This window comes from uncultured Prevotella sp. (assembly GCF_946407605.1).
Taxonomy (GTDB): Bacteria; Bacteroidota; Bacteroidia; order Bacteroidales; family Bacteroidaceae; genus Prevotella.
Window position 1 is genome coordinate 221,539 of the sequence record NZ_CAMJOS010000001.1, and the last position, 20,158, is coordinate 241,696.

General features: G+C 48.5%; 13 protein-coding genes. 2 read left to right on the forward strand and 11 right to left on the reverse strand.

The window, feature by feature from the left end:
- Positions 1-3 precede the first annotated feature (3 nt).
- The gene (locus tag Q0R57_RS00890) at positions 4-813 is read left to right on the forward strand and encodes an alpha/beta hydrolase-fold protein (protein WP_294742951.1); all 810 of its coding nucleotides are present in this window, start codon (positions 4-6) and stop codon (positions 811-813) included.
- A 27-nt stretch (positions 814-840) separates the two neighbouring features.
- Here the strand turns inward: Q0R57_RS00890 and Q0R57_RS00895 are convergent, their stop codons facing one another.
- From Q0R57_RS00895 to rplM, 10 genes are all read right to left on the reverse strand, one after another.
- On the reverse strand, positions 841-1,038 hold the full coding sequence (locus tag Q0R57_RS00895) for a hypothetical protein (protein ID WP_294742952.1): 198 nt from the start codon (positions 1,036-1,038) through the stop codon (positions 841-843).
- On the reverse strand, positions 1,035-8,594 hold the full coding sequence (locus tag Q0R57_RS00900) for a hypothetical protein (RefSeq protein ID WP_294742953.1): 7,560 nt from the start codon (positions 8,592-8,594) through the stop codon (positions 1,035-1,037). Before Q0R57_RS00900 ends, Q0R57_RS00895 begins: the two co-directional genes overlap by 4 nt.
- Positions 8,595-8,619: 25 nt before the next feature.
- Positions 8,620-9,540: a HAMP domain-containing sensor histidine kinase gene (locus Q0R57_RS00905; protein ID WP_294742955.1), complete on the reverse strand. Its 921-nt coding sequence runs from the start codon at positions 9,538-9,540 to the stop codon at positions 8,620-8,622.
- Positions 9,541-9,543: 3 nt separating this feature from the next.
- Positions 9,544-9,852 carry an STAS domain-containing protein gene (locus Q0R57_RS00910; protein ID WP_294742958.1) on the reverse strand — a complete coding sequence of 103 codons (309 nt, stop codon included), beginning with the start codon at positions 9,850-9,852 and terminating at the stop codon, positions 9,544-9,546.
- 37 nt (positions 9,853-9,889) lie between these two features.
- Complete coding sequence (locus Q0R57_RS00915) at positions 9,890-10,306, reverse strand: ATP-binding protein (RefSeq protein WP_294742960.1); 417 nt, start codon at positions 10,304-10,306, stop codon at positions 9,890-9,892.
- A 19-nt stretch (positions 10,307-10,325) separates the two neighbouring features.
- Positions 10,326-12,428: a PP2C family protein-serine/threonine phosphatase gene (locus tag Q0R57_RS00920; RefSeq protein WP_294742962.1), complete on the reverse strand. Its 2,103-nt coding sequence runs from the start codon at positions 12,426-12,428 to the stop codon at positions 10,326-10,328.
- A 109-nt stretch (positions 12,429-12,537) separates the two neighbouring features.
- The gene (tsf, locus tag Q0R57_RS00925; RefSeq protein ID WP_294742964.1) at positions 12,538-13,533 is read right to left on the reverse strand and encodes a translation elongation factor Ts; all 996 of its coding nucleotides are present in this window, start codon (positions 13,531-13,533) and stop codon (positions 12,538-12,540) included.
- 46 nt (positions 13,534-13,579) lie between these two features.
- Entirely contained in the window at positions 13,580-14,416 is an 837-nt protein-coding gene (gene rpsB, locus Q0R57_RS00930; RefSeq protein WP_294742967.1) for a 30S ribosomal protein S2, read from the reverse strand.
- Between the two features lie 168 nt (positions 14,417-14,584).
- Positions 14,585-14,971 (reverse strand): 30S ribosomal protein S9, encoded by a 387-nt coding sequence (gene rpsI / locus Q0R57_RS00935; protein WP_294742969.1) that lies wholly within the window; start codon positions 14,969-14,971, stop codon positions 14,585-14,587.
- Between the two features lie 10 nt (positions 14,972-14,981).
- Positions 14,982-15,443, reverse strand: a complete 462-nt coding sequence (gene rplM / locus Q0R57_RS00940; RefSeq protein ID WP_294742971.1) for a 50S ribosomal protein L13 — start codon at positions 15,441-15,443, stop codon at positions 14,982-14,984.
- Positions 15,444-15,777: 334 nt separating this feature from the next.
- Between rplM and Q0R57_RS00945 the strand changes: the two genes are divergently transcribed.
- A complete protein-coding gene (locus Q0R57_RS00945) occupies positions 15,778-16,182 on the forward strand; it encodes a hypothetical protein (RefSeq protein WP_294742973.1) in 405 nt (134 codons plus the stop codon).
- 83 nt (positions 16,183-16,265) lie between these two features.
- Here Q0R57_RS00945 and Q0R57_RS00950 read toward each other — a convergent pair whose 3' ends face one another.
- The gene (locus tag Q0R57_RS00950; RefSeq protein WP_294742974.1) at positions 16,266-20,096 is read right to left on the reverse strand and encodes a C10 family peptidase; all 3,831 of its coding nucleotides are present in this window, start codon (positions 20,094-20,096) and stop codon (positions 16,266-16,268) included.
- Between the last annotated feature and the right edge of the window lie 62 nt (positions 20,097-20,158).

The following is a 20,158-nucleotide window of genomic DNA, read 5'->3' on the forward strand; positions in this document are numbered from 1 at the left end:
GGAATGAGGCGCACGCTACTTTTGATTGTTGCTTTGCTGAGCAGCATCAGCATGATGGCACAATATGACTACCTGATAGCAAACCGCAAGGTGATTCCTGGCGGTTACGATTTTTGGGTATATACCCCTGAGGATTATTACTTCTCGCAGGAACACACCCCTGTGATCATCTTCCTGCATGGGGCCAGCCTGTGCAGCAAAGACCTGAACCGCTCACGACGCTATGGTCCGCTGGATGCCATCGTGAAGGGCCGGGAGATTCCTGCACTAGTCATCGTACCTCAGAACCCAGGCGGTTCGTGGAACCCCAAGAAAATCAACGATGTGCTGGAGTGGACGCTGAAAAACTATCCTGCCGACTCGACCCGCGTCTATGTGCTGGGCATGAGTCTGGGCGGCTATGGCACACTCGACTTTACAGGCACCTATCCTGAGAAAGTGGCAGCTGCGATGGCTCTCTGTGGCGGCACCACGCTGAAGGATGTGCAGGGACTGGGCCAGGTGCCGCTATGGATTATGCACGGCACGGCCGACAAGGCTGTGAACATCAAAGAGTCGAAAAAGGTAGTGAACGCCTTGGAAGATGCCCATAACGACAAACGGTTACGCTACGACTGGCTGAAAGGTCAGAGTCATGGGGCGCTGGCCAGCATCTTCTATATGAAACGTACTTATGAATGGCTGTTTCGCCATTCGCTGAGCGACGAGGGGCGCCCCCTCTGTCGTGAATACAAGATCACCAAAGACGATTTAAAAGGGGCATATCAGGATTTAAATCGTGACATGCCCGATCCGGAGGTTATAGATGAGTGAGAAGCGATTACTTCTCACTCATCTATTTTAATAGTCTTCTTCATCATCGTCGAAGTCGTCATTACAGCCTCTACCAGGACTGTAGTCGCCAGCAGGCTCATCTTCCCAGAAGAAAAGATCGGAGCCACGAGAGCCCAACTCACCTCTATGACTGGCAATATACAACACGCAACCTGAATTCATCAGGACTGTCTTACAATCGGGCTGGAAATATATCTTCTTCATTTTACAATTGCTTTTTTACCGTTAATAATATACAAACCAGCTTTGAGAGCTGAGGTCTTTTGTCTAGTATCTGAAACTTTGCGGCCCTGCAGGTCGTAAGTCGCATTGGCATCCTCACGACTGATAGAGAGCTCACGGATATCGTCAGGTTCCTGTTCGCTAATCACGATATTAAGACGAGAAGAGGCGTTGTCTACCTGCAGATAAGCACGGAAGGGAGGAATCCAAGCGCCAGCAGCGGCACGGACAAACTGTCCTCCCTTGATACCACCATCATCGGCAGCGGCAAAGCCGTAGATATTACCTGGATCGACAGCCCACTCAATCTGCTCGTAGGTGCCAATCAGGTTACCCTGAGTGGCAGAGAAACTGTTGACTTGCATCACAGCAACGTCTGTAGCAGATACATGTTCTGCGGCAGGCGTGAAGATATAAGGCTTATTAGCTTCGATGCCGTCATTCTCAGCATCATAGAACACAGCATTATCGCCATCGATTTCCTTGAACTTATAGAACGTTCCCAAAGCATCGGCCTGCGCCTTAGTCAGGGCGAAGGGCAGGAAGACAGTAGAGGTGCGACCAACGGTGAACGTGCGGTTCAGCGTAGCCTCAGCAGCCGTAAAGGCCATAGGCGAGCGGAACTTAGAATCGCTGTTGAGACTGAGGCGGGCACACTCCTTGTTGATAACCACGTTGGGTTCGCCACCATCGTCGTTTTTATCAGGCAGATAAATCAGCGTGTTGCTGCCAAAGCCACCCATGAGACCGCTAGAGCGGTTGACGGTGAAGTCCTCCAAGGCGGTACCCTTCATGTCGATATACAGAATCTGACTCTTGTCAAGCGCATCAAACACGGTGGGAGCCAACTCGGTAATGGGATACACCTCTGGAGCTGCCTCGCGCCTTACAGCACGACTGGCAGCAGCGTCGGCTAGTGCTACAGTAGAGAGCACGATGCCATTGCCGCTGTCAGCAACAGCAGAGCTGGGCAGACTGTAAAGCTTCACCTTTCTACCCACATTATTCTCTTGTTCTGAATAGACATTGTTGTTGACCATCGACGAAGCAGCCACACCTAACTGAGTCACCTTTACATGTCCGTGGAGCACCTTCTCACGATTCGGCATTTCACTCATACTCCTCGAAGGTGCTGGTGTTTCGGCCAGATAGACATAGACATAGGTACGGTCGGTGACAGCGAAGGGCACATAATAGGTGGCCATCTCGTTGACAGTTGGGTAATCCTCGTTAGGCAGGAGAACGGGGTCGCTCAGACCAATCTGTACTGCCAGTTTGTTGCCCTCACGGATATTGGCGTCAATCTGAATATCGCCTGTGCCAGGAGCCAACATAAAGACAAGGCCTGTGAAACCTGCAGCAAAGCCGTCAGTACCAGGTTCGTTATTTTCGTAGAAAGTCTCGTCCTTAACTACCACCTCATCGAGAATAGCACCAGCAGGATCTTCTGGTGTGCCGCTACCCTCATCGAAGCTATTGGCAGGCAGGTTATAAATTACATCGTCAATGACCTCGTTCACCACGGGATCATCGGGGTGATTAGGATCGGTGGGGTCTGTCAATGTCACCTCGGCAGTAGGATTCTCTTCGTTGACAATAGGTGCGATGGAAGCGGGATCGAGCACCGCCATGCTATTGCCAACCTCAGTGTGACCCAACGGAGAATCATAGGAAGGCGTAGCAAAACCACTTATCCAGTTACCAGAATCCTTGGTCTTGATCAGGGTGAGCTTACCAGGAGCACTAGCAGAGGTAGTGAAGGTGAGAGGAGCATTAGCCACTGAAGACGATAGCATATTCTCTGTGCCGCTGATGGTGCTCTCACCCTGCAGATAAATCTTCAACTGACTCAGACCACTGGTCACAGGAACAGTGAGTGTGGCATCGTTGAGCACCAGAGTCTTGTCGACATCGGTATATTTCACCTTACCATCGCCCAGAATATCGGTACAGTTGACACTGGTGACAACGGTAGAACCTATCAAGAGGCCGTAGTCGACGGGAGGCGTTACGGAGATGAGGTCACCAGAAGTCTGCAACCCAAGGTCAGCTTCATAGCCAATGTTGAAACGTGTGCTAAAGAAGCCTTCCACATCGTCCTGTAAAGTCCAACTCAGCTGACCAGGCTTGGTGTCGTTGGTGGTAAAGGTGAGAGGAACATTGGTATTCAGCATATTGCGGAAACCAGCGCTAAAGGCCAGCGTATTGGTGCCTCGCAGCTCAACAGTAAGACCCTCGGACAGAGCACATCTGACAAGAGAGGTGGTATCACCAGGATTAATGCTAACGTTGGCGCCATAGAACAACAGACTGTTGGTAACGGGGTTGAAACGTACGGTGGCGTTAGCATCGCTCAACACATTATCCTTGTTGGCACTGTTTACACGTATACCCTTAACCCAGATATTGTAGTTGATAGGACTCACGGCAAGATTGAAGCTAAGGATACCGTCGCTGACAACCAACGGATAGGCATAGGAGGTCTCGTCGGCCACATCGACTGCCTGCTGAATATTGGCAGTAAGTGTGGCGGTACCCACACCAACAGTGGTGACAACGCCATTAGTGAAGAGAGCCACATTGGGATTGCTACTCTCATAGACCACACCCTCGGGGTTGAACGTCAGGCCATCGCCATTGCCAATCTGTGTCATCTCAGGGGTAAAGCTGGTACCTACCAGAACAGATGCAGGCTGAGGAGCAAAGCCGATATACTTGCCCCTGGCAATGGGTGAGACAACGTTACGAATCTGAGCACGGGCATAGATCATCGGCGAAGCTACGCTAACAGCCACTGGCTCGGTATAAACATTGAAGTTTCTGCCATCGGTAGAGGTATAGAGCGTCACATCGTTATACTGACGTTCAAAAGTAGCGCCAGGGAAAAGACCTAAAGACACAACAGCCTTAGGAGTCTCTGAATCGGGATCGAGCCACAGAACAGGGGCATCGAACTGGGTAGTGACACAGAGAGCATGCCATTGGGCAGGAGCACCTGTCGCGTCTTGGGCAGTCACCGTGAGGTTATAGTCTACCAAACGACTCACTTCGCGATATACCTTGGTGAAGCCCGAACCAATGATGTCGGTGTTCTCGGGGGTCTGGAGGGTTAGCTCGCAAGGTACATCGTTACTGCCTTCCTGAAGAATCAGGTTAAAGGCGGCATCTTCTAAGGTGCTATAGACGGCACTGGTAGTGAGAGAACTGATGCGGTTTTCCTTACCTACGAACTGAATGGTGAGATCACCATTGCCATTCCAAGCCACACCACCATTGCCAATAAGAACATCGCCAGTCATGAACAGCGTATTGGTCTCGGGTTCGAAGCTAACAGTACCGTCACCCACAATCAGGTCACCCGTGATATTCTTAGCATTCTCTTCGGTAACCTCTACGCCTGCCACAGTAAGACCATAGACTTCAGGTAACGACTGGGCTATCCAAGCATAAGGAGCATCGGAACTTGACTCATCAAAATAGCCTACAGGATTCCAAGAAAGGCCGTTCTGGAAAGCTAACTGGAAACCATCGTGGGCATAACCGCCACGGAAGAGAAGCATTCCCGGATTGGCCTCATCGGTGGTAAAAGTCAATGTATGTGTCGTGTTATCACCATCTATTCTTTCTATGAGGCTACTACCACAATCTGGCTGACTCGTTCCTATTAGATGGATAGTCAGATCCATACTTGTTTGGATGAATGGGCTCTGGAAGCAGTTATAAGGTACATTGTTAAACGTCAGCGTATGGTTGCCATCAAAGGAAATAGAGTTGTTGGCACCTTGATTCTTGGCAATCTTATTCATATTGAGACTGGTGACGCGCTCACCGCTGACATATAAATCATAAGAGGTATAAGAAGTAACCGTGGCTGACGTGATGGGCAGATAGGTATTATTGCCTGCGTAGTAGTTCAGACAAATAGTACCATCAAGACTGCAGTAACGAGGGTCTATATCACCTTCAACCACCAAGGCTACATCGTCGTATTCTATCTCACTGAAATAAGAGATGACGGTTTCTTCACCGGCATTCAGCAATAGTGAGCAGGACTGGTTGTCACCTTTAGTAAACACCAACTTAGGAGTTCTCTCGGCATAGCCATTGTAACGGATGGCCTCGCAACCGTCTGTACCATAAATAGCATTAGTGCCTTTCAGACAGATGGTCAGGTCATCCGTACCCATATAGTAGATACCCGTAGCCTCCATCATGGCACCTTCATCACCCTCGGTGATTTCACTGCCAGCAGAACCAATGGTGGCATTGTTCAGCGTCAGCGTGCTGGTCTCATTGTCCCAACTTACTGTGCCATCACCCAGAATATCTCTGGCGTTGGCGCTGGTCACTTCTTGACCTGCCACCCAGATGGGGAAACACTGTGATGTTGTCACTGTAACTGTCACAGGAACATCGGGCATCTCGAAGGTATATTGTGTAATATTGTCGCCCATCTCTTCTGACTCGGTGGTAATAGTAGTCTCCGTAGAGGTATTGGTCACGGTAAGAGACTCAATAGTATATCCGTCGCCAGGATATGCACTCAAGGTCACGGTCTGACCTGGGACAACCAGGATACCATCCTCTACATTATTATAATAAGTGCCTTTCTCACCCATAACAGTATACTCGGAAGTCTCTCCTGGCAGAGTCACCTTCTTGGTATTGGCAAGAACAGCGCCATTATCCTCAAAGATATCAGAAGAAGAAGGCACAAATTCGGGATAGCTGTCGCCATCATAATCGGTATAGCCACCTGAGCCACGATGCTGGTAACCAGTAAGAATGGTGGCTGCCTCATCACCAGAATTCTTGGTTGACACAGAGACCGTAAACTCATAGGTATTGTCGGCCAACGTAATAGCTCTGTGATAACCCACGATTGCACCTGCCAAAGCTATTTCATACTCATCTCCAGAAGTCTTGACTTCGCTACTAACCGTTGTCGTATTCTTTACAGCGTTACCACTGATGGTAACAGGATACTCACCGCTGGCGTCAAACTCGCAGCGGCCTATAATACCACCTGCTGTCTGATAACCGCCTGCTACAACATGACTGCTGCTGATAGCAGAGTTCTCGACTTCACAAGAAGCGATTGTTCCTGTATTGATATAACCTGAGATACCACCTGCGTTAGCCATACCACCTTCTAAGGAATAGGTAGTCGCACCGGTAATGGTGGAACCAAACACCTTACAGCGCTGGACGGTACCTTCGTAGATTTCGCCTGCCACACCTCCGGCCATCGGGTTCTGGGTGCTTCCGGTCTCAACAACGCAATTGCTGACATTGCAGTCCTCAACGGTGCCACCATACATATAGGCCACTACGGCTCCTGCATTGTTACCACCTGTAAAGGAACAGTCACTTAATGTCAGTTTCTTAATGACACCCATTCCACTGAGTGCCCCAAACAGTCCGGCATATTCTGCATCTTCGTCTGCCACGTATTCCAGGTGACTAATGGTACAATTGTTGCCATCGAAAGTTCCTTCAAACGCATTATCACTATTTCCAATGGGCTCAAAGCCTGTGAGGTCCTCACAATTGATTTCATTATTGAGTTTGACAAACGCCTGACGACTGATAACGCCTTGGTTGTTGTATTTCGCAAAGTCCCTCAAATCCTCCTTCGTCTTGATGAGGTATGGATCTGAGGCTGTTCCACTGCCTCCTCCCATCAGTGTGGAAGTGATAATTATGGTGCTGATTGTCACTTCTTCACCTTCAATAACATCTGTGATATGGTACAAGCCGCCATAATTAATTTCAGTAAAGCCAGAGATAAGTTCATCACCTTCTGTAGATAACAGCAATGAGCAGGTCCGGCTGTCATCGTTCGAGAAAACCAGCTGAGGTACTCTCTCTGATTCTCCATCATAAAGGATGGCCTCACAGCCCCAAGCGCCATAAATTCTATTAGTACCTATCAGATTAATGGTCAGGTTGTCCGTACCCTTATAGATGATGCCGGGAGCCTCCCTCATTTCACCTTCGCCATCAATGGCCATACCAATGGTAGCATCGCTAAGCGTCAGCGTACTGGTCTCATTATTCCAACTTACTGAGTAGTCACCAAAGAAGTTTTCAGCGGTATTTTCTGTCACCTGTATTCCTGCAATCCAAAGGTCATAATGCACGGAATTGTCAATACCGATGGTGCCGCCATACTCACTATTCGGCATATAGGACAAGCCGTTCTCATAGACCACATTACCAGAAATATTACCCATGACCTGCAAACTGCCAGGGGTGTCTTCATCGGTAGTAAAGATCACACTATAACCTGACTGTACAGTCAGGTCACAACTCAAAGAACTTTCACTTACCAGTTGGATAGTCAAGTCCATACTAATAGTAAAACTCGGCGATGACATCTCCAAGTAGGGGATGTTAATACTGGCGTTGTTCATTGTCAGGACACTATTCACTGGGTCAAAGCTCATAGTAGGCTGCTCATCCCCAGTCGTTTCATCCAAGATATTGTCTTTGTTTTGACTTGTAACCTGATCAGCGCCAACCCATATTCCATATAAGGTCGCAGTTGTGAAGACAATCTTTCTGCTGTTGAACATGGGATTAAGAGGCTCGGAACCTTCAACAATCATACCTCCCAACTCAGAGGCAGAGACGTTCAAGCCTTCTGCCGTCACATTGGTAAAGTTGCTAATACAAGAGTTATAGCTCTCGCTACTGCCTACTGTCAGCGAGCAGTCAGCTCCTGAGACATTACGGTTCACCTTGAGTGCCCCAATACCACTGCCAGTGATTGTTCCCTCAATGTAATTGTCGCCAATAATATTGACATTCATGTCAACAGCATTGCCCCATACAATGTCATTGACATAAGAGATAGTAGCATTCGTAAGGGTCAGCGTCTTGGTTGCAGGATCATAGCTCACAGAACCGCCATCTTCCAGAATATCATCGGCATTATCGTCCGTCACCGTTTCACCTACTTGAATACCATAGCCAGAAGTGAAGGTTACATCGGTAACTGGTTTCAAACCATTTTTGTAATACATCAAAGAATGAGGATCACCTAAATTCTGATAGGTCCAACTGACATACTGAACATCATCGGTTAGGGCATCGAAACAAGAATACGTAAAATTTTCGAAGCCTGTGGCTACAGAAGTGGTACTACCCGAGATAAGTTGAAGGGAGCAAGGCTCACCAAGAGCATTAGCCAGGTTCAGTATTCCGGCACTTTCACCTTCAATGCCATAGCCATAGAGCGTGCCATTGAAGGTGTTGTCGCCTACCAAACTGATGGTCAGGTCGGTGCCATAGGTCACCAGACTACCCGTTACAGAGGCATTGTTAAGTGTCAGAACACGACTCTCCTCGTCGAAACTGACGCCTGTGCCCATGATGGTAGATGCATTACTGGTTGTCAGCTCTGTATCATTGAAGAACACACCTTCGTTGGTGGCAGCCTCTGCCCATGTACCTATCGGCAGGAGCAACGTGATTAGGCACAGGAGAAAATTCCTGACACCTATGGTTGACAAATTCAGTGATTTAGAAGTCATTTTCTCTGTTTGTTATTCATTGTTATTAAAGGGGGAGGGTCATCACAAAACGGGCACCACCCTCAGGATTATTAAATGATGTATCGAGCACAATGTCACCACCAAGCCGGCGCGCAATACTGCGAGCCACAGTGAGACCGATACCTGTGCCGTCGTAATAGTTGTCGAGTTGTACGAATTCTTCAAAGATATGATCAGATTCCTCAGCAGGCACACCGATGCCATTGTCTTCAACGATGAATGCCAGCATCTGGTCTTGCATGGCAAGGCGCAACAGCACCCTACTCTGCTTCACCTCAGCACCAGCAACAATGGCAGCCTCGGCAGGCTGCGAGAACTTACGGGCATTGTCGAGCACCAGCGACAGGGCACGAGTGGCCTGCTGCAGGTTGGTGTGGAGCATAGCCACATCGGTACCCTCACCCATATCAAGGTCGAAGGTGAGATGCGGAGCGATGGTGATGCCACTCTCGTCGGCTGCCTGGGCAGCCACCTGCACAGCAGGCACATCGTCATTACGCTCCAGCTCGTCGCTACTGTTGGCATCAGCCAACTCCAGCATTTTGTTCACCAGCGACGTGATGCGGTTGGTATTCTCGTCTATGCCCTGCGTCACCTCCTGCTGAGTGGCTGCATCGAGTTCCATACCTGGTGTGGTAAGAATTTGCGTAAAGCCATTCAGGATATTCAGGGGGGTACGAATTTCGTGGGATATCTGCTGGATGAAGTTGGTCTTCATGCGAGAAGCTTCTTCTGCACGACGACGGGCTATCTCCAACTGCTGGTTGGTTTCCTCAAGCTCATGATAGGTCTCTTCCAACTTATCATAGAGCAGGAGTGACTCCTGATAGCCTTCTGACATGATGTCGAAATTATGCTCCAGGGTCTCGTAGTCCTCGCGCAGTCGCTGCAGTTCCTCACGAAGGGTCTGTGAGTCGTCAGGCATGAGCTATGCTTTTTGTTCTACTATCATGAACTTGGTGAAGCCTGTCATAGCCAGCACCTTGTAGATCTCAGGGCTTACATTGGTCATCTTGAACTTGCCTTTCTTCATCATGACAGTGCGCATGGTCTTCTGGATGATACGCAGTCCGGAACTGGCCATATAGTTTAACTCGGTGCAGTCCATCTCGAGGTCTACACCCTGATCCTGCAGTGCAGGCTCAATGTCTTTCTCAAACTGGGGAGCATTAATAGTGTCAATACGATTGCCGGTCTTGATGATGGTCTTGTCACCTTCTTTTATTATCTGTGTCATAGTTGTATAATTTTCTAAATAGTTAATTGTTTACTTTTTAATTCCCATTAATGTTTTTCTTCATCGTCAACAGGTTTTTACCTTTCAGACGCTGATAAGTCACATTATTCATGATGTTCTTGACAATGAAAATACCCATACCGCCAAGGTCGCGCTCAGCAGGATTCGTATCCATGTCAAAGTCCTCCTTGAGCGTCGGATCGAACTCGCGACCCTGATCACTCAACACAAAGGTGAGTTCCTTGCCATCACTCTCTGCTATCAACTCGATAGAGGCATCAGCCCCTTCGGGATAAGCATAGAAGATGACATTGGAAACCATCTCTTCCATCACCAGGTTCAGGTTCATCTTCAGCTCCATGTCAAGCCCCAACTCATCGCAGATTTCCTCGATGAAGCGGGCAACATGGTCTAGTTCGCCGACCTGGTTCTTAATTCGAATTTCCTTTCTCATATCATTAGGTTCTTTATTATTAGTTGATCTTTAAACAAAGCATTGTGAGGTCATCGCTCGGATCGGCGCCTGCCACATGGCGGGCCACCTCTTTCTGCAACAATTCTATCATTTGACGGGCACTCTGATATGGCGTTTCCTTCATTATCTGAAGCAAGTGGTCATCGCCAAACTGCTCCTGAGCTGCGTTTTCAGCCTCGTTGAGTCCGTCGGTATATACAAAGATGGGGGTATTGTGGATGTTGGCAATCTCCTCACCCACATATTCCAGTCCAGGCCATAAGCCTATCGGGGCGTTAGGCTCCATCTCCAAGAAGTGGTCGTTGTTGATAACGGGTGGGTTATGACCGGCATTACTGAAATCAAGATGTCCGGACTGAAGGTCAACCAGTCCGATGAACATGGTCACGAACATACCCTGTTCGTTATCCTCGGCCAGCTCACTGTTCATACGGGTACAAATATCAGCAGGCAACAGATTCTGCTTAGCCAACGTACGGAACAGACGGGTGGCCTGAGCCATGAAAAGGGATGCAGGAACACCCTTGCCACTAACATCGCCCAAGGCGAAATAGAGCTTATTCTCTAAGAGCACATAGTCATAAAGGTCGCCACCCACTGCCTTGGCAGGAGTCATAGAGGCATAGAGGTCCAGACCTTCGTCCTCGGGGAACGTGTTGGGCACCATCGACATCTGGATATCGCGGGCAATACGCAACTCACTTTCGATACGCTCCTTGGCTGCCGTCGTCTCTTCTATCACTCTGTTGGCCTTATTCAAGTCTTCATTGGTCTTCTGCAAGTCAGAATAAGCCACCTGGAGCTGCTCGTGAGCCTGCTTCAACTTACGGGCTGCACGAAGACGGAAGAAAACGAAGATGGCAAAGGAGATGACAATAAGCGAGATAACAATGATGATGAAACGGAACTGAGCCCGCTCGTTCTCTTGTTGAAGACGTATATTCTCCAGTTCCTTCTCCCCTACCTGGAAGATGGTGTTCATCTCGTTGAGTTGACCTTTTGTCTCTTGAGCGTTGAGGGAGTCATTGATGAAATAGAGTTCCTTGTATAACTTTCCGGCTTCAACATGGTATCCCATCTTTTCCAGGATCTCCGCACGTTGCAACTTCACCATAGCCTCCATAGCCTTATCGCTCATATCTGACAGTTGCATACGACGGGTATTCTCGTCCAATGCCAAAGCATAATGTCCCTCCTGATTCATTAGCTGAGCAGAATAGTAGAGCCATTTACCCCCCAGCTGGTTGTCCATATTGGCAATGTGATTGCGAGCTTCGGCAAGTTGCTGGGCAGCATCTTCAAGCCGACCCAAACCCAAAGCGGCCTGAGTGCAGGCCAGATAGTAATAGGACAGATACATATCACCTGTAGACGTATTATCCAGATGATGCTCACTGAAGAACTTTTTGAGGAACCCTTTCCATTTTACGGTGAGCTGGTCAAGTTTTGCATAGTCCTTCATGTCATTGAGAGCATTGCCATAGTAGACATAGACATCGGGCATAACAGAAGGGACAGGGTCCAATTCGGACAATTCCGCCAAGGACTTCTCAAACACCTCAACGCTCTGGTCGAAATTACGCAGATTGCTATAGGCAGTACCCATGATGCAGTTGGCCTGACCCATACCCAGTTTGTCGCCTCGTTTCCTGGCATCTTCAAACATGGCCTGAGTCTCGTGGATACCCATATTGTTCTGGCCCATAAAGACGTAAGTATTAGCTATAAGACCCCACATCTCATAATAGACCTGCCACTGTTCCACTTCTTTCACACGCTCCATATCACGACGCACCACGATGAGCACCGAGTCGTTCATGTCATAGTTATAGAACAAAGAGGCACGTTCGGCCAGGGCATTGACCTCTTCCAGATCATTTTTCTGCGTCTTCGCTTCTGAAATTAGGTTATTGAGATGTTTCAACTGAGAACTAACATCCTCAGTTTCCTGACTCTCAATATAAATATCCTCTAGAATCTTGATACGCTGTTCACCATTGGCCGATAGGAGTTGAGCCTGCAGATCATCCATCTTACCGGCGGCCGCAGGTGTCGCTTTCCATGTCAACAAGATGACGGAAAGCACGAACATAAGTATCATCCTATATCTTTTCAATCGATAAGGCGTTCTTAATCGCTTGCAAAGATAATAAAAAAAATCGGCATTGCGCAAACAATGCCGATTCTTTTTTATTCAATTATGTTTCAAATTACTCTGCAACGAGCGTGAAGCGACGGAAAGCGGTGATGGCCAGGTCCTTGTCCTGTGCCTTCAGCCACTGAGCTACAGTAGCCTTGTCGCCATCGCCGAACTGGAACTCCTGGTCAACCAGACAGTTCTCCTTCAGGAACTTATTGACACGTCCCTTAGCGATGTTCTCAATCATAGGCATCTTCAGCTGAGCCTCGCCCTCGGCCTTAGCGGTCTCGATGAGCTTGCGAGCCTCGTCAGCCTGCTCCTGAGTCAGCCAGCCCTTAGCCATGTTACTCTCGATGTGATCCTCAGAGTCAACAAGGTTGGGGTTGATACCAGCCTTCTTCAACTTCATCTCTACATACTTCTCAACCTGCTCCAGCTTGGTCTTCTCAACAGCAGTCTTGTACTCCTCGTCAAGAATCTTCTGGTCAACGCTAGCTGCGTCAAGGGCAACGGGCTTCATAGCAGCAACCTGCATGGCCAACTTGTGACCAGCCTCGCTGTTCTCCTTGTTGGTCTGAACCATGGTGCACAGAGTGTGCTTACCCATGTGGTCGTATGCCTCGATATTAGCACCCTCAAGGGTCTGATAGCCATCGAGTTCCATCTTCTCACCAGTAATACCAGAACGCTGGGTCACTGCCTCACTGGCCTTCTGGCCATTGATGTCCAGTTCCTTCACCTCGTCAAGTGTCTTGCACTTGTTGGCCACAGCAGCATCAAGGATGCTCTTGGTCAGAGCGATGAAGTCAGCACCATTAGCCACAAAGTCGGTCTCGCACTTCAGGGCGAGGATAGCACCGAAGCCGTTCTCTACCTTTGCGAGTACACAACCGTTAGAAGTCTCACGGTCAGAACGCTTGGCAGCGATAGCCAGACCACGCTCGCGGAGCAGCTCCTTAGCACGGTCGAAATCACCTTCAGCCTCTGTCAAAGCCTTCTTCACGTCAGCCAGACCAGCACCGGTCATAGCGCGAAGTTTTTTGATATCGTCAATTGAAATTGCCATTGTCTTTAATGTTTTTTCGTTATTACGTTATTACGTTATCACGAGATTACTCTGCAGCGGGAGCCTCTTTCTCAGCTACGGGAGCCTCCTCTGCGGGAGCCTCTTCCTTGCGAGTACGACGGGTACGCTTGGGCTTCACTTCTTCGGCCTCAGCATCAGCCTGAGCCTCAGCAGCCTTCTCGTCAGCCTTCTCAGCCTTACGCTCCTCCAGACCCTCAGAGATAGCAGCGCAGCAAGCGTTGAGGATAACCTCTACGCTATCCTTAGCGTCATCATTGGCAGGGATTACGTAGTCAATATCCTTAGGATCGCTGTTAGTATCAACAACAGCAAACACGGGGATACCCAGACGATTAGCCTCCTTCACGGCGATGTTCTCCTTCAGAACGTCAACCACGAACAGAGCGCTGGGCAGACGGGTCAAGTCAGCGATAGAACCGAGGTTCTTCTCCAGCTTAGCACGCTGACGGGTTACCTGCAGCAGCTCACGCTTTGACAGGTTACCAAAGGTACCGTCCTGCATCAGCTTATCGATATTGGCCATCTTCTTCACAGCCTTGCGGATGGTGGGGAAGTTGGTGAGCATACCGCCCGGCCAACGCTCGATAACGTAAGGCATATTAATGCTGGTTGCCTTCTCGGCAATCACTTCTTTAGTCTGTTTCTTAGTACCTACGAAGAGGATTTTCTTACCCTGACGGGCAATGTTCTTCAGAGCCTCAGCTGCCTCGTCAATCTTAACGACAGTCTTGTGGAGGTCGATAATGTGAATACCATTGCGCTCAGTGTAGATGTAGGGAGCCATGGCGGGGTTCCACTTACGCTTCAGGTGGCCGAAGTGACAGCCGGCCTGCAGCAGTTGGTCAAAATTTGTTCTTGCCATTTTTTTAATTCTTTAATTTTGTTGTTTACTTTCTTTTTAATCTTTGTTAGATCAGCTGGAGGGTAGTCAAGACCAGGAACTCCTAGATTTTCTAGGCTATTCTAGGCTGCCCTAGGCAATCCTAGGGAGAGTCCCGCCAGTTTAGATGCTAAACGTAGTCCAGTATGATTAACGCTTACTGAACTGGAAGCGACGACGTGCCTTGGGACGACCTGGCTTCTTACGCTCAACCTCACGGCTATCACGTGTCAAGAAGCCCTGATCCTTCAATGCCTTCTTATCCTCTTCGTTAACCTTGACCAGTGCACGAGCGATAGCCAGACGGAGAGCCTGACTCTGACCAGTGAAACCACCACCGTCGAGGTTGACCTTGATATCATACTTTTCAGCGACCTCCAGCAGGTTCAGTGGCTGCTTAACCACATACTGCAGAATAGCTGAGGGGAAATATTCGGTTAAGTCCTTCTTATTGATCGTGATCTTGCCAGTACCTTCTGACAGATAAACGCGAGCTACTGAGCTCTTACGACGACCTATTGCGTTAATTACTTCCATCTCCTATTTATTATTTATACTGGTTAATATCAATAGCCTTTGGCTGCTGAGCCTCGTGCTTGTGTTCTGTACCATCATAGATGTAAAGGTTATTCAGCAGACTGCGACCGAGGGGACCCTTGGGCAGCATGCCTTTAACAGCGTGGCGGAGGATGCGATCCATTCCATCAGGACGCTTGCGCAGTTCTGCGGGAGTGTTGAAGCGCTGACCACCAGGATAGCCAGTATAACGGGTGTAAACCTTATCGGTTTCCTTCTTGCCGGTGAACTTCACCTTGGCAGCATTGATAATGATGACATTGTCACCACAGTCCACATGAGGAGTGAAGCTGGGCTTGTATTTGCCGCGAATCAGTTTTGCGACCTTTGAAGCGAGACGACCCACTACCTGATCGGTAGCATCGATAACGACCCACTCCTTCTTGGCTGTCTCTTTGTTAATTGAGACGGTCTTGTAACTTAAAGTGTTCATTTCTTCGTTTAAATTTACTAAAAAACAGTTCTTTTACTTTATAAAGTTGTGTGTTGAACGCCGATTCACAAACCGTGCCATCCGGCCAAAGATAGTCACTATTTACACGACGCCCGCGGGGATTCTAAGACTCTCCCCAAATAATCGGACTGCAAAGGTACTGCTTTTTCTCTTTTTAGCATGCATCACATGCTCCCCACAACCAAATATTTATATTTATTTAACACATTTAAGGTCAATCCATACCTTTAGACAAAACTTTTCTATCTAAACAGCACATGGTTTATAGATTATTTTGTACTTTTGCAAACAAGAACAAAAACCATATAGAACCATGTTACAAAAAGATTATTTCCTTCGGTTGGTCGAAGAGTTTGCCCAAGCATTGATATGGCTACAGAACAAGAAAGACCGCGAAAAGAAATTGGAAGAGCTACGATTGATGTACCAGCGATATCTGGGCGGTCCATACGAGTTCTACCACGCAGCCACACTTGAGGATGCTGTCGATGCCATCAGTCAATATCCTGAGAACGAACGTTTTCAAAGACTGGAGATGCTGGCAGAGCTCTATTATGCTGAGAGCCCACTCCACTCGCTGCCCATTAGACAGCAGCTACTGGAGAAAGCCTATGCCATCTTCTATTACTGCGATCAGCACAGCGGCCTGTTCTCGATGGAGCGTCAGCAGAAAATCATGAAAATCCAAAACGAGATGAATAGCGCCTCATCGAAATAACACCATATTTAATATAATAAAAAAGCCTCCGATACAGTGTTTACCATATCGGAGGCTTTTTATTATTGTTTTGTCAATCGATATCAACGTACACGTTTGATAGTCTTTATCTGTCCGTCGACCGTACGAATCTTTTCGATTACCAGGCCTTTGCCCTTACCCTGTATCTCGCGACCCATCAGGTCGAAGGTGCGCATAGTCTCTACGCTCTGACCCAAGGTGCTGATACCAGTAGGTTCAATAATAGGCTCGCCTGTGACCACCACAGCAATCTTATTCAGTTTTGTATTGGGATTACCGTCATCAATGGTAAGCACCACCTTATTGGCAGAACCCTCCCATATCTGTCCGTCGAACTCGCCATTGTCGAACTCGTTGTAATCATTCCAGTCGCTGGCGTAGAAGTAAATCTTCTCCATCGTGCAACCATCAGGCACCTCGAAGGTAAGGCTACCACCATAAAGCCTCAGCTGGATAGCCTGCAGGTTATAGTCCAGCCAGTAGCGGTTGGGGGTATTACCCACTTCGCAAGGCGAGATTGTCAATGTCACATTCTCCTCAGTCAACACCTTTTCCTCGGTGATATCGCCTGCATTTGATGAGCTCGTAGAATAAGGTGTAGTATCCTTATCCAGGGCATTGAAGTCAAAGACGGTGGACTCATCGGCATAAGGCTGGAGATTCAGCCAAGTGACATCCGAGAAACGAACCTCGTCGCCACCACGATAGACGGCCCGCACTCCTATTGCATTGAAGGCATTGCTGGGCTCATAGAAGTAAACAGCATAACCGTGAGGTTCGATATTCCAACCATCAGTGAAGTTATAGGGAATCTCGGTCATATCGACATAAGTCTCACCATCTTCCTGAAGAGCAGGAATCACAATAGGCGAAGCAAGTCTCTCTACATCCTTATATATAATATAGCTCAGCTTACTTGTCAAGAGCGGATTACCATCCACATCAACGGGTGGGAAATTCAGTGACAAACCACCATAACCCTCTTCGTTGTCGTAAGGCATGTAGTAGGCAATAGCAGGAGCCTTAGGAGTAGCTGCCACATCATAGGGCTTAGCCAGAACCACATCCTTCAGGAAGTCAAAGCCTGCGATGCCGTCTGTCAGGGTGTTCACCACCAATACCGTACCAGTAGTCCAGCGGTCACCAGCCTCATTCATCGTAAAGGTCACATCGACAGGCTGCAATGTTGACACGCCTTCGAACCAAGAGATGTCACAACCTGCAAAATAGGTGTTATATGTTGTTTCGTCATCATCTGCCAAGTCACCATAGTACTGGTTGGCAGCGAAAGTCACCTTTCCGTCTTCGATAGTACCCTTCACCCAAGCCTCTGGCAGATAGAGGTTTAGACCCTGCACATAGACATCCTGTCCTTGTATGCCGATATTCAGCGTCTGTGTAGCATCAACGGTATACTCGTTGGGATCATAGCGCTGACCTGTGAGCAACCACTCCTCGGTTTGCAGGTCGACAGGTGGTGTCACCACACGGGGGCCTGTAGCCTCTGTAATGGTCAGTGTACCGGCAATGAAAGTGAGATTATAGCTCTCGGCAACAGCACTCTTCACCGTAATGGGATACTCTCCTACGGGTGAGTTTTCATCGGCAGTTGTTTCAAAGACAGGCTCTTCCAGCCATACAGGGATAGAGTCAAGGGCTATCAAACCTTCGTAAGAGCTAAAGCCAAACTCTGGGTTTGGCAGTCCTTCCTCACGGGTGAAGTTACCCACAGTAGCTGTGGCATCCACCTTCTGAACAATGAGGTAACCATCAACCAGATCCACATTCTCCGTTGTGATAGTACCCATATTGACAACAACAGGATACTTACCGGCAGGTGACTCAGGCGTAGCCTCACATATCAACTCAGGTTCGCCAGTAATGGGATCACCAGACACAGAGTAGACAAACTTGGGATTCTTCTCACCATACTTACGGATGGCGTTACGTACCTTCACACTGGAACCATACTCAATGATATTGTCATAGTCAGAGCCTTTAAAGTCCTTCCACTGTGCCAACTGTGAGTATTTGGTCTTTGTTCCAGCAGGAACATACAGTTTGCAAGAATATATGAAGATGCCGTTAAAGACATTAGCACCTCCCAGTTCGGGCACTTCCTTGCTAACGATGCGTATCTCCTGCAGACCGGCACAACCATTCATAGCCTCACGACCGATAAATGTCAGGCTGGCAGGCAGCACTACCTTTGACAGTCGACCACAGCCAGCCAAAGCATAGTCGCGCAGGGCTACCGTACCCTTGGCGATATTCAGTTCGCCGCTCTTGGTTGGCAACACGGCAATAATCTCTGTTTTCTCAGCATTCCATAAAATATCATCTTCCATAACGAAATCGGCATCAGCAGCAAGCTCACCAATCTCCAGTACTTGAAGTTGGGAACACAAACCAATAGCACCCTCACCCCACTTTTTCAGGCCAGCAGGCAATACCAGTTTCTGCAGGCGCTTACAGTCATAGAAGGCCTTAACAGGCAGTTCGTTGTCAGCTGTGGTCAGCTGTTTGCCATTTTCAACCAGATAAGCCTCACCACCACTAACGATGCGAGCTTCAGAGAGGTCGAGTGTGTTCAGATAGCCCTGGGTCTTCTCGCCCTTCTCGTCGACACCAGCCAAACGACGTATTTGACGAAGGTCAGTAGAGTTGATGTCACCAGTGATCTTCAGCGTACCCACCGTACCAATCTTCTCGTCATCCAATATCGTATTCAGTGTTCCAGCCTCAGTGAGTGCGATGACCTCGTCAGTGAGTTCACGGGGAGTGCCCTTGATGCCGATAATCATATCCTGCTGCATATCAAAGTGATACCAGCCAGGATTCAGCAGGGCTATATCGTAGTAGCCGTCGTCATCGCCACTCCAGCCCCAGTTAACATACACCTTACCATCTTCATTATAGCCATGAATCACGAAAGCATGACCACCGCTCGACCAGCTGGCACCACCATAATAAAGAGGTCCGTTCTCGCTCAGTTCGCGATAAACGATATCCATCCAAGCGGACTCAGTGTAGTTATCACGCTCCAGACACTCTGCTTCTGCAATGCCAAAATAGGTACGCAGACCTGCAGCGGCATCCTGAGAGTAGGCACCAGAGCCGTTCTCTGTATCGTTTGAACCGCCATACTGCATATCGGCAGCCACACCGCAGTCACGCATCAGTACTGCAACGGCCATAGCCTCATCCTCATTATAGTTACCATAGGAATAGATATCCAACATGTTTGCCCAGTCGTAGACATGCTCACCGAAGTCAGCCGCAATCGGTGTACCAGTATAGTTCTGATAAGGATAGTAAATGGTTCTACTACCGATACCACACACAGGAACTTGATGATAATTCAGCACCTGGGCCATAGCCGTAGCCACACATCCTGTTACGCAACGACCTCCACCATAGATAGATGTAGGCAACAGGCGGTTGTAGGGTTCTCCCTGGTCCCACTCAGTGGTTACCAATGGACCCACCTGTGTGGGATACTTGCTAGGGTTAGGTTTAGTGGTTGTCAGTGTGATGTTATTACTAACAGCATACTGCACAGCACCCTGTACAGCCTCCAGCCACCACTGGAAGTTCTCATTGCGTCCCTCTGAATACTTTGACATCGAAACGCCCAGCACCTCTGGTACCAAGTCATCAGAAGCAATCACGGCAAAGCCGCCCTGCTCATTACCAATGATCTGGTATTCATCAGTAGTCTTCAGTACCTTCATGGTAGCAGCATTACGCAATGCCATCTTCTTAAGGAGACGCTCTCCATTAACAGCCTTGGCAGCAGCCTCTTTCATCTGTGCCTGAGTGCGAGGAGCAGCATTTGCTATCAGGGCCGACATCATCAAGAAGGCCCATAGCATCAATCGTTTTGTTATCATTATTGTATGAATATTTAATAATTGGCTGCAAAGGTACAAAAAAAACGAGAGAAATGCAAAAA